This window comes from Pseudomonas sp. BF-RE-21, assembly GCF_019947305.1.
Lineage (GTDB): Bacteria > Pseudomonadota > Gammaproteobacteria > Pseudomonadales > Pseudomonadaceae > Aquipseudomonas > Aquipseudomonas migulae.
Map to the genome: position 1 here is coordinate 22,244 of NZ_JAGYGF010000066.1, position 10,757 is coordinate 33,000.

The following is a 10,757-nucleotide window of genomic DNA, read 5'->3' on the forward strand; positions in this document are numbered from 1 at the left end:
TTCGATACCTGGCGCTACAGGTTTTAAAACTGGCCTGGTTTTAGAAGTGTCGGCAGTGGAATTCTAGTCGCGAATGCATGTGAGAGGATTCAGCCGGACAACTATGGGTCGATTTCTACCCTGATCGGCTGACGGCAATCGGCCAAAAGTTAGCGTTCAGTCTTCTGACTAAAGACCGCGAACAGCGTTAATGATGAAAGTCGTGCGCGACGGTTCGAATGTGGGCTTTAATGTCCGTGCTTATAGGCAACCCCATGAGCTTCGACTCCGTACGATGGATGCGCCTGACAGCGGGTTCCGGTTGCCATGTACTTGTCCATTCAAGGAAGAAACGACATTGAAAATAGCTTTTAGCACCCTGTTATTGACCTGCCTGACGACTGTCGCGCTCGCTGGCGAGAACCCTGTCGGCTTCCGCTCTTCCACACTGGCGGATGCGCACAATGACCGCACACTGGAAATGGTCGTCTGGTACCCCAGTGCAACGACCGCCGCCACGCAATTGATTGGCGATGATGTGGTGTTCGTCGGGGCCTCTGCCGTTCGTGACGCGCCGCCCGCTGCTGGCAAGCATCCATTATTGGTGCTCTCCCACGGGTACAGAGGCAACTGGAGCAACCAGATCTGGCTTGCCAGCGCTCTGGCTCACAGGGGTTACATCGTCGCCGCAATCAATCACCCTGGCAGCACCACTCATGACCGTAGCCCTCAAGCAGCAGCGCAGTTATGGCAGCGGCCCGTTGATGTAAGCCGAGCCATTGATGGGGTCACGGCTCAACCGGAAAAATTCGGCCTGGTCGCCAATGACCGAATTGCAGTAGTGGGCCATTCACTCGGCGGCTGGACCGCCCTGGAGATCGCCGGTGCCCGTTTCGATCCAGACCGCTTCGCTCAAGACTGCAAAGCACACCCGCAGTTAGCAAGTTGCAGCGTCTACGGAAAGATGAACCCCGCTAGCACCTCAGAATCAAAGACCGCGTTGGCCGCCGATTTGCGCGATGAACGCGTCACGGCTGTGGTCACATTGGACCTGGGCCTTTCACGGGGCATGACCGATGAAAGCCTGGCCGCGCTGCCGGTACCAACGCTGGTGATCGCTGCCGGCGTACCGTCGCACGATCTTCCCGCAGAGCTGGAGTCTGCCAACCTGGCCAAACGCCTGCCTCCGGCGTCAAGCCGTTACGTCGAAATCAGCGACGCAAGCCATTTCAGCTTCTTGTCAGTGTGCAAACCGGGCGCAGAAGCGATGCTCGAAGAAGAAGTGCCAGGCGATGGCATCATTTGCCGGGATGGCGATGGCAATGGCGCTCGCCCGCGGGATTTGATCCAACAGCAGGTTACTTCGCTGATCACCGAGTTTCTTCAGTCATCAATCTATAAAGAAAAGAGTTTGTAAAATCGTGGTACGAGAACTGTCGTAGCTCGACAAAAAAACCGCTGGGGCAGGTACAGCGTCCGCGCAATTTGTCGGATAGGTTGGCCAGGGATGAGCGCTTTGGGTCGGAGTGGTCTGTCGCGAACAGCTGCTATCGGCCAGAAGCAGCCATTCAATGCGCATCAAGAAATGGGCGTGATTCTCCTTGAGTAGCGACACCCGCGACCTTGACAGCGCCATGCTGGGTGGGCTCGATCGGATCTACCTACCGGGCTACTGCGACCATAAACTAGCGTCACTCTCATGAATCTAGTGGACCCGCGCCGGGCCCGGACCGACAGTAGCAAGGAACTGATGGATGGTTCCGACGGGCCGCGATCCTGAAACCGGGCGCATACATCATACTTGTGATCTGTCACTAAGTACTGGGAGATTGCGAGATGCTGCGCGGAGCTGAGAACAGTGAGCTTTTCCGGAAATACTACGAGATCCTGTGCACTCCAGAGGCTAAACACGCGTTCTTGTACATGGTTGGATGGGCATCAACGCTGAAAGGCTATGACTTCTTTCCAAGTTCGCACGGACACATCAAGGATTTTCGTTTCTTGCGTGGCAACGACTGGGATTTTGCATTCATTCCGAACCAGAGATGGATGTTGTTCTATTTCAGGAAGCCATGCCTCCGGCTCCCAAAATTTTCGCGTGAGGAAATCATTGGTCGAATTCCCGGTGCAAAAGAAACTAACGCCGGAGAGTTTACTGTCAGGCTTGAAAATGTGAGCGACGTAATGCGTTTAGCTGGCTATATCGAATGCTAGATCCTGAATCGCCCCTGATCTAGTAGACACTTTCAAACGACTGTAAAGGGTCGATTAGCGACCATCACGCATTACGACTGATCCACCCTTGTCCTCCCTCAACCAGGAGGACAAACCATGAACACTATTGATTTATTTCGCGATCAGCCTTGGAACAAGGGAAAGCTTGTAGGGCAGAAAGCCCCGCTCCGAGTCAGAGATCTCTGGGCTATTCGGGTCAGATTTCCGCTCGCGGAGAAGACGCGGGATCTGGCTCTCTTCAACTTAGCCATCGACAGCAAACTGCGCGCCTGTGACTTAACCAAGCTGCGAGTACGAGACATTGCGCTTGGGGAGCATGTTTCATCACGGGCCATCGTGATGCAGCAGAAAACTCAGCATCCAGTGCAGTTTGAAAATACTGAGCAAACACGAATAGATCTGGAGGCTTGGATGCATCAGGCCCATCTTCGTGGTGAGGACTTCCTGTTCCCGACCCGGTGCATGGCTCAGTTCATTTATCCATCAGGCAATACGCTCGAATAGTCAAAGCATGGGTAACAACCACTGGACTTGACCCGACGATGTACGGTACTCACACGCTACGGCGAACCAAGGCATCGTTGATCTATCGCAGGACAAAGAACTTGAGAGCAGTCCAACTCTTGCTTGGTCATACGAAGCTCGAAAGCACTGTCAGGTACTTGGGCATTGAGGTAGACGATGCTCTAGAAATGGCAGAGCAGACAGAAGTCTAATCATCCACTGCAACGATCTGAGCCAGACCGTCGCTTTCCGACCCATTGCGGCCTCTCGCTCCTAAAAACCTTATCTTAAGGTTGTGCTCAATACTCACGGAGTCGGCCGAAAGCGTTAGAACGGCTTACCGTTCTTCTGATCGCTATTCTGTGCGAAGACGCTCATTTTCCAGTCACTTCCGCTGCATTCACTGCATGGTGGAAGCTTGGTGCACTCACGGTTTATCAAGTCCTCATAGCCACACTTCTGGCACTCGTATATTCCCGGGTGGCTGGGTGTACTGCCGGTTTTTTGGATCTTCTGAAAGTGTTTCTCACTTGCCGTGGAGGCCGAGATGACCTTTTTCTGACTGCTATCACTTATAGCCATTAACCAACTCCTTGGGTGTGAACTGACTAGACCCGGCAACAGATGCTCCGAGGTATCCTAGTCAATTGAGGAGATCAGTGGCGATTTCAAGTAGCCATCACCAAAAAAATATGTGGTTAATCCATACAGCCCTTAGGATCCTTTGAATCAGGACAGATCGGCTCTGGTCTCGCGGGGTGATCGTGGTTGGCCGACATCAGTCGGCTCCGAACGGCCGCAATGGGTCGCCAGGTTGCCTGCTCTTCGTGATAGGCAGAAAACGGCCAGAAGCGGTCACCCACAACCACTTTTGGAGCAAATATCAGGATAATCCATCGCGATTGATGCGCGTAAAAGTATGACAGGCAGAGGAAAATGCCATCCCCCACAGCCTGTCATACTTGTGCGCTTACTTAGATTTCGCTGGTGGATAGTTGCCGCGATCACCGCCGGACTTGTTGCCTGTGGTGCTTGGCAGATTAGGAACTACCGGACGAGGTGTGTGTTGGGGGCTCGGGCGGCTTGGTTTTTTCGGTTGTTTGCTCATAATCATCGTTTCCTAAATGAGTTGAATAGGGATTACTTGCAAGCACCTTCTACGCGGCAGGCGCAACTGGTCGGTGCATGGCACTTATGGTCGTCACCACAACGCATGGCCTGAGTCTCGTCACCGCCCCCCGGATACGCACCAAAGTGCTTTTCATACAGTGTGACTGTATGGGCAAAGGCATTCTTCAGCTCTTGGTAATCGTCCTGGCCGTAGATGCCGAAGTAGGGGTAATGGTCAATAAAGCGACCGAACACCTGCTGGCAGTCTTTGCGGTAGGCGCGGGTATCCAATATGTGGGCATGCCAGAGGGTATCCACCGTCTTGCTGGGCACCAGTGCAACCGATGGGTAGAGGCTCTTTAGTGTCAGAAAGCGGCGGTACTCCTCTTCGGCCATATCCCATTCAGCTGTTGACATTTCTGCCTCCGAGGATTCGGTGTACTTGTGCTTCAAACGCTTGAAGTCCAGGCGGCTGACGCTCATGTCCAGGCCGTTTGCCGCCAGCAGTGGCTTGTTCAGCGATACGATTGCATTCATGTGTGTTTCTCCTGTGATTGAAGGTTGCAGGCCTTGATAGCTCGCCTTCGCTTCAGCTCACGCTCGAAACATTGACGGCTGACCAGCGCGCAAGGTGCGTAGCCGGTAGCTGTGATTTGATATAGCAAACGCCAGTCACTGCCGAGCTTGAAGCGCAGCAAACCTTCACGACAGCGCACGCGCTTGCCGCCCAAAGCGGTAAAGGGCGTTCCCGATAAAAGAGCTTGATCAATGCCCAGGGCTCTGGCCTGGTGACAGGCGCTGACCTGGTGTTGGCAGCAGGAGAGAATGGATTGAATGGTGTGCATGACTGGCTCCGTGTGTGGTGACGGAGCCAGTCTCGGTGTGTGGATTCCACAACCAATAGGTCAGCGAAGGAAATCCAACAAATCATCAAACTCCTTCGCGTCCTGGTATTCGCTGATAATGAGATCGCGGTACTTCAGTAGCAGGACATTATCTGTCACCACTCTACTGGCTCTCTCATAGGCCAGCCCCAGCTCACCGTCGAGGTAGTGCGCCATCATGCTGTCACCCACCGACAGCGCAGCTGTCTGGCTTGCCAGAGTTTTCAATAGATTACCTTGGTGTGGGCCAAGTCCCATTTGTGGCAATGCATCCGCAAATGGATTGGTCAGCTTTTCTTTGGAAAGATCCACATTGGCTAATCGATCAAGCAGAATGATCATCTCTTGGCGCAACAGCCCAAGACCTGCAACGGACTGGCGATCTAGGAATAGCTGCCTGGCCCAGTCCACATAAGCCTGTCGCTCCGAGCGATCCCTGATGAGCATGATCGCAATTTTTGGCACACCGAACAGGCCCTGCAATACGATTGCATTCCAGATCAACACCTCATCGGCAGGATTCAGGTACCAACGTTCACGACTACCTGTAGCGCCAGGCCCATCCGGTCTGCTGCGCTCCATCATTATTAGTGGTGGCAGTGTTTCTTTCAGCGCCCCGCGCCCCTTTATGGTCTTACTCGCCAATGCGTCAACCAGCGTATTAAGCGCGATTCTAAGAGCCCCGTACTGCTTTTGGGATAGAGGGGCCGATAGCGGCGGGCAAAGCAGTCGCTCCAGAACCTCTGTATGCTCAGGCCACTGGTTCAAATTAGAGCGCACAGGATTGATTCAACAATGTTTCTACTGCTGGCAGTTGCTCTGCGTCTTCTGAGTAGACTGCGATGCGTGCAGCTTGAGCGTACCAGTCGCTCTGAGCGCAGAGATCACTACTGCGTCGAAATTCATCGAGCACACCACGGCAGTAACCCGCGCGCAGTGCTCCAGAGGTTGACGTTGTAAGACCAGCAACGAGACGCTGCTCATCGCGCTTTGAATAGATCTTTAGCAGTTCCTGGCAACTGATGATCAGATGCTTTGCATCATCATTAGCCAAGGCATAAGGAGTAGTAGCGCTGCCGAGCAGCAGGGAAAGTGCAAGGTTCAAGGCTTTCAAACGGTGACTTCCTTTTCAGCTGTGGTGATCGCGGGTTCGACACGTAAAGTAGTGCTTGGCCGCGAGCTTTCAGAGGTTGCGGTAGGGGCCGCTAGATAAAGCGCCAGAAGGGTGAAACCCAATGCAGTAAGCTCCGTGACGGGGTCCGCAACAGTGCTCAACAGATCAACCGGAGTCCCCAGCTGTTGCTCAACACCAGTAGCAAAGCCGAAAATACTGAGCCCTACACACACCAGCCGCCCTTGAAAAGTCAGCAATCGGCTTATCCCTCTCCATAGACCAATGGCAAAGTGCCGACAGTAACGAATGTGCCGCCGAAGCAACAATGCGAAAAGCAGCATAAAGCCCCACTCAGCCCATGAGACATCAGCTAGGCCCTCCCCATACTCGAAAATCTGTGGGGTTTGGCCTCCCAGCGATAACAGGCCCAACAGCCAAATTAAGGCTTTGATTAGCCAGCCAAACAGCAAGCAAAGACCTTTAGTCAGGTTGCTATCAAGCTTCCCGGCCAGCGAGAGTTCAGGGGATTGCATTGGGACTCCTTGTCGGTGGATAAGCTTCGGGCAGCTATCAGTCAGGTAATGCAGAGGAAGTCAGTCAAGCATCGAGGCAATAGATCACCCCCTGTACTTTATTCGATTTGTGCGGGAACGTCCGCAAAGGGTCGTTTGCTGTCTATCGTGAAGGGCAGCATCCGGCCAGAAGCGAACGATGGGTAGGTGGGTTAAATGCATCCGCTCCAAGGGCGAGGGTTTTGAAGCCTGCGTCTGAGAAGGGAAAGCTGAAGGAACGTGAGCTAGATTGGTCATAAAACAGCCTCATCAGGCGGTATTTTGGTCTGATTTCGCTTTGAACCAATTCTGAATGCGTTCAGAGTCTGTTCTTATTCTGCTCAGAATCCTCTCTGAACCAACAAGCGGCAAGTGGATGAAGCCGGAGTAGAGCCTCATTCGATGCTCCGGCAATTTGATCCAGATGCGGGTTGTTTAAGCCTCTTCCGTCTCATTTTCAGGATCGTAGTCGTAGTCAGCCAGATTGGCTGAAACTTCACTACGTTCAAAATTTCCCATACCTCTCGTTCCCACGACCACAGCGCTTTTGATTTCGATACTGAACTCAATATCACGTCCAGGAATATCGAATTCTTTCCTGTGAATACCACTTGCCGAGCCTGAAAAGGTGACGCTCAAACCATCATCGAATTTGATATCTTCCAAATCGTTTATTTCAATGTCGTCGTACATGGTATCCGAATCAGCTATTGGGCCAGAAAACTCATCGCTTTCCATCAAATCATCTTTCATGTTTTCGCAGATCTCTCTGCAAACCTCTTCGATTTCATCTTTTGACAGTAATTTAAATTCCGAGTTTTCAAAGGTCGAAATCACATGATCAAATAGTGCCTCTGCATCCAGATCTTCGTTTCTCGCCCCTTCGTTTTGAACTATGGTTTCAAGGGTCGATGCGAACTCCTCGCGATCATAGTAAATATAGGAAACCTGAGCTAAGGTTTTGTTATTGAAATTCTCGTCATGCACCAGTGTGTAAAAACTCTTGTAGCCAAAAATCATTGCTACAATTTCGCCAAGTCCATCTAAAGATAAATAGATTTCATCACCCTTTAGACTTTCTTCGATTGTTTGCATCAGACTATACGCTGATGGAAAACGATTTGATGCTTGCGCTGACTTTAGCTGGGTACTTGCCAGGCCGAATTTTTGCTTCTCAAGCTCAGCACTTGCTTTCTTTTTCTCTTCTTCCAATTCAGCCAGATTCGCACGACTTCTTATTTCTGCGGCAGCGGCGGCAGTAGCTTCTGACGCAGCTTTCGCTTCTGCGGCTGTGGCTGTAGCTACTTCGACTTTCCTCTTGAATCGTGTTGTTCGGAGTTTCAATTGTTCGATTAATTCTTTTCTACGCTCAATATCTAATTTTAAGTTTTCCCCTAAAAACTCTTTTTCGGGGTCTGCTAACAGCCTTTGCTTGTTCAGTGCTTCTTGCTGCTGAACCTTATTGATTTCGATTGACACTGCTTGTTGGTGCAAACGCTCATTAGCGAATTTTTGCAAAAACTTTAGACAGAACGATACCCAAGGGAAAGCAAAAAGGAAAAGCGCCGTCATGATGATCGGTATGACTAGTATTGAGTTGAAACCAATTATATCCATCTCTTTGAAATGCTTGCCGAGAGCATTGATTCTCTCTGCGGCGGTGCCATCACCCCAGACTAATAGGGCCAGGTGATTCCAATTGCAGATTATCCATGATCCGATGAAGGCACCTATAAACGGATCTTCAACCTTCGTTTTAGTGCTTCCAGAAACCGACTGCATTATATCGTCGAGAAATTTCATTCCGTATGACCTAACGTTTTCTATGTAAAAGCATACCGCTCGTAGAGGCATGGCTTACGTTGTCGCAGTCAATCAGCAGCGCTATCCGTTCCGACTCAACGGGTCATCCCTGATGTGAATGCCTGAACGCCTACTATGTCATCAGGCCAGTATCACCAGCAAGGCTGCTTGCTGCGTAGCCGTGCTGAGAGTTGATGTTGCCCGGTCCCGTTGGGCTTGAGGTAGAGGTAGACTTTTTTCGACTTTGGCGTCGGGTCGCATCATGGCTGTGGGCTCCAGAAAGAAATCGGGAGCACAGCATCCGGATTCAAGTGGGTACTTTGAATTTGGGGTTCATGGACCACTTACGATGCTTTCGGGTCAAAATTGAGCCGATATCGGCTGGTAGCGACGGGCAAGCTACCATATGTGAGCGGCAGTTCCTGGCCGTAGCCACACTCCACGAACGACCGCTAACGGCCAATTGCTGTGTGTCGCAATAGTTGGGCTCGCTGTAAAATGCGGTCAAATATGATTGTCAGCTGACGATCTAATATAGTTAGCCCGTCTCAATAAGTGATCAGAATCGCCAGTTAGGCGCCTATCCAATTTGTCTGTTGAAAGCAGGCAAAATGCCGTGCCTTTTTTTGTGGGCCGTATGGAGATAGACCTCTATGAGGGATACCACTTCTGGGTCAGAGATGGTGATGACTGCAATCCGTGCTTCACCGTTTAGAATGTGGGGCATTTGATTTTTTGCTTGCTCAAACCCGGTGAACCGGTGATTGGGAAAGGTCCGGCTTCCGTCTTCTCGGATGTTGGGCGTCTTAACATGATCCCAAACCCTATAGTGAAGGTTGTTTTTAGTTGCCTTTCCGATATAGAGGATTTCCCCCTCCGGAGAGCCAAAAAAGTACACGCCGCTCTTGCAGCCAATTCCATCGCCGGTTACGAGCATTCCTAGGTTGGCTGGGTCCGACCAGTCGCCGATGGCGGGATTAGCGTCACCGAATGCGAGTTTTATTTCGACTTCGTCGAATAGCGCAGGCATGGCGTGGGCCAGCTCCATTACTAGGATATATGCTTCTTTAAAGTCCACTTTTCCCCTCAGCTTCCTGTCAGTTTATTTGGCCGACGGGAATTCACCACGAAGGCAAGCCCGTTTGCCCACAGTTTTCGACTTGTAGCGAGGGTAGCTCGGGGCGAGAAGGAAAAACAATTGGGCCAGCGGTCTCACTCTCGCATCAGGGTGAATAGTGGAGGTCTGCTTCTGGCCGTTTTCTGCCCGTCGCGAGAGTCAGAAAACGCCCCTAAGCAGACATTCAATTAATGGGCTTTTGAACAATATGCGCCAATGTTGATCCAGCCCGCCACAACTACTCCCACTGTCTCTTTAACCGTTTCCCAATCCTGCGGATTTCCGCCATGCGACTCAATTCCATCAAGAGCACCTACCGCTAAAAGGTGCGCATATTCGGGCGAAACACCAAACATCTCTACGATTAGACGCGCCGTTTTATCTACTGAGTTGAGGGTGTAATATTTGGGCATGAGGATTTCTAGCATTTAAGTTATACAAGAATGCATTAGCTTGCCGGATTCGACGAGCTGGTGAGTATTACCGCCATTGGTAGGAAGCCCCGTTGACAAGCTGCCGACGGGCCTTGTTCGAAAGCCATGGGAATCCAGACGCAAGACGAGCATCTACAAACGAGCAGCCATCAGCGAAGTCCTTGCTCGCAAGCCAACCTCCACTCTCTATTGCTGTTCCCCAGACGCGCTTCAGCTCTTCAAGGTTATTTGCGTCTAGAGATGGTGTAGATGATACAAACTCATAAAACTCCCAAGGCTGCTCCCAGCAATCAAACGCTTCTATTGCTGAAACCAGCTTGCTATGCAAGTCCATTGCGGCACCTAAAGGTTGCGAAGAGGGCATACGTGGGCGTCCCACTGAACGATCCGCTGACGAGCATTTCTCGTCATCCTTGTCGCACAAGTTACTGTGTCGCCATTAGGCTGTCCACGGACCGCTTTTGGCCGATTGCGATCCTTCGCGATAGGCAGCAATCAGCCAGAAGCAGCCACTTACTCACACCCAGTCAAAAGGGGCAGGATTTATTCTGATCTCGCGCTACTTAAATTGGTCGGCATCTATGTGCTTATGATCTCGATCATTTGCGTCATTGCTAGTTTCTCCGCTGCTCATCGCGGCAGGGTATGGCTTATATGCCTGACAAACCATTCAAGTCGTTTGATGAAGCTCGGCACGCTTTAGAAGCTCTTCTAACCGCTACGCGACAAGCTCGACATAGCTGGACTCCCCACCGCCAGTCGCGCCCGACAACCAACCCCATACGAAGGCCAAAGTGGTACGCCCTGCGTGATCAACGCCTACCGTGCCACGAGACCAGCCGGCCAGAATCTCACCGTCCGTAGTCAAACACTGAAAAAGAAGCTCAATGGTATCGGGGCCAGTCACGCGCCCGACTTGATTACCTATGCGGATCCGGCCGCCTTGGTAGTCGCGACTGATGAAAGCATCGAGTTCGCAGACGACGCATCCAGTGCCCGGAACCAACCTCCCCCCCACTTAAAGCC

The 10,757-nt window shown here is 51.6% G+C and carries 12 protein-coding genes and 2 pseudogenes; 3 read left to right on the top strand and 11 right to left on the bottom strand.

The window, feature by feature from the left end:
- Positions 1-337 precede the first annotated feature (337 nt).
- The 3 genes and pseudogenes from KGB25_RS27345 to KGB25_RS27355 all read left to right on the top strand — a co-directional run bounded on the left by KGB25_RS27345 (position 338) and on the right by KGB25_RS27355 (position 2,930).
- The gene (locus tag KGB25_RS27345; protein ID WP_223437515.1) at positions 338-1,396 is read left to right on the top strand and encodes an alpha/beta hydrolase family protein; all 1,059 of its coding nucleotides are present in this window, start codon (positions 338-340) and stop codon (positions 1,394-1,396) included.
- A 419-nt stretch (positions 1,397-1,815) separates the two neighbouring features.
- A complete protein-coding gene (locus KGB25_RS27350) occupies positions 1,816-2,193 on the top strand; it encodes a hypothetical protein (RefSeq protein ID WP_223437488.1) in 378 nt (125 codons plus the stop codon).
- A 117-nt stretch (positions 2,194-2,310) separates the two neighbouring features.
- Positions 2,311-2,930: pseudogene (locus KGB25_RS27355) on the top strand (tyrosine-type recombinase/integrase).
- Positions 2,931-3,045: 115 nt separating this feature from the next.
- On the opposite strand, the gene KGB25_RS30720 reads toward KGB25_RS27355, so the two are convergent.
- The 11 genes and pseudogenes from KGB25_RS30720 to KGB25_RS27410 all read right to left on the bottom strand — a co-directional run.
- A complete protein-coding gene (locus KGB25_RS30720) occupies positions 3,046-3,339 on the bottom strand; it encodes a zinc ribbon-containing protein (RefSeq protein ID WP_411740537.1) in 294 nt (97 codons plus the stop codon).
- Positions 3,340-3,858: 519 nt separating this feature from the next.
- Positions 3,859-4,365, bottom strand: a complete 507-nt coding sequence (locus KGB25_RS27365; RefSeq protein WP_223437492.1) for a glycine-rich domain-containing protein — start codon at positions 4,363-4,365, stop codon at positions 3,859-3,861.
- Positions 4,362-4,673: a hypothetical protein gene (locus KGB25_RS27370; RefSeq protein WP_223437493.1), complete on the bottom strand. Its 312-nt coding sequence runs from the start codon at positions 4,671-4,673 to the stop codon at positions 4,362-4,364. Before KGB25_RS27370 ends, KGB25_RS27365 begins: the two co-directional genes overlap by 4 nt.
- A 60-nt stretch (positions 4,674-4,733) precedes the next feature.
- A complete protein-coding gene (locus KGB25_RS27375) occupies positions 4,734-5,357 on the bottom strand; it encodes a hypothetical protein (protein WP_223437495.1) in 624 nt (207 codons plus the stop codon).
- 124 nt (positions 5,358-5,481) lie between these two features.
- The gene (locus KGB25_RS27380; RefSeq protein WP_223437497.1) at positions 5,482-5,826 is read right to left on the bottom strand and encodes a hypothetical protein; all 345 of its coding nucleotides are present in this window, start codon (positions 5,824-5,826) and stop codon (positions 5,482-5,484) included.
- Positions 5,823-6,359: a hypothetical protein gene (locus KGB25_RS27385; protein WP_223437499.1), complete on the bottom strand. Its 537-nt coding sequence runs from the start codon at positions 6,357-6,359 to the stop codon at positions 5,823-5,825. The genes KGB25_RS27380 and KGB25_RS27385 overlap by 4 nt, the downstream gene beginning before the upstream one ends.
- 453 nt (positions 6,360-6,812) lie before the next feature.
- The gene (locus KGB25_RS27390; RefSeq protein WP_223437501.1) at positions 6,813-8,180 is read right to left on the bottom strand and encodes a hypothetical protein; all 1,368 of its coding nucleotides are present in this window, start codon (positions 8,178-8,180) and stop codon (positions 6,813-6,815) included.
- Positions 8,181-8,760: 580 nt separating this feature from the next.
- Complete coding sequence (locus tag KGB25_RS27395) at positions 8,761-9,258, bottom strand: hypothetical protein (protein WP_223437503.1); 498 nt, start codon at positions 9,256-9,258, stop codon at positions 8,761-8,763.
- Between the two features lie 227 nt (positions 9,259-9,485).
- The gene (locus KGB25_RS27400) at positions 9,486-9,710 is read right to left on the bottom strand and encodes a hypothetical protein (RefSeq protein ID WP_223437505.1); all 225 of its coding nucleotides are present in this window, start codon (positions 9,708-9,710) and stop codon (positions 9,486-9,488) included.
- 67 nt (positions 9,711-9,777) lie between these two features.
- On the bottom strand, positions 9,778-10,065 hold the full coding sequence (locus KGB25_RS27405; protein WP_223437507.1) for a hypothetical protein: 288 nt from the start codon (positions 10,063-10,065) through the stop codon (positions 9,778-9,780).
- A 384-nt stretch (positions 10,066-10,449) separates the two neighbouring features.
- Positions 10,450-10,692: pseudogene (locus KGB25_RS27410) on the bottom strand (hypothetical protein); the annotation flags it as partial.
- Between the last annotated feature and the right edge of the window lie 65 nt (positions 10,693-10,757).

Excerpts from the sequence above, each read along its gene's own strand:
- KGB25_RS27390 (WP_223437501.1), bottom strand. The coding sequence starts at position 8,180 with ATGAAATTTCTCGACGATATAATGCAGTCGGTTTCTGGAAGCACTAAA.
- KGB25_RS27365 (WP_223437492.1), bottom strand. The coding sequence starts at position 4,365 with ATGAATGCAATCGTATCGCTGAACAAGCCACTGCTGGCGGCAAACGGC.
- KGB25_RS27370 (WP_223437493.1), bottom strand. The coding sequence starts at position 4,673 with ATGCACACCATTCAATCCATTCTCTCCTGCTGCCAACACCAGGTCAGC.
- KGB25_RS27350 (WP_223437488.1), top strand. The coding sequence starts at position 1,816 with ATGCTGCGCGGAGCTGAGAACAGTGAGCTTTTCCGGAAATACTACGAG.
- KGB25_RS27385 (WP_223437499.1), bottom strand. The coding sequence starts at position 6,359 with ATGCAATCCCCTGAACTCTCGCTGGCCGGGAAGCTTGATAGCAACCTG.
- KGB25_RS27405 (WP_223437507.1), bottom strand. The coding sequence starts at position 10,065 with ATGGACTTGCATAGCAAGCTGGTTTCAGCAATAGAAGCGTTTGATTGC.
- KGB25_RS27400 (WP_223437505.1), bottom strand. The coding sequence starts at position 9,710 with ATGCCCAAATATTACACCCTCAACTCAGTAGATAAAACGGCGCGTCTA.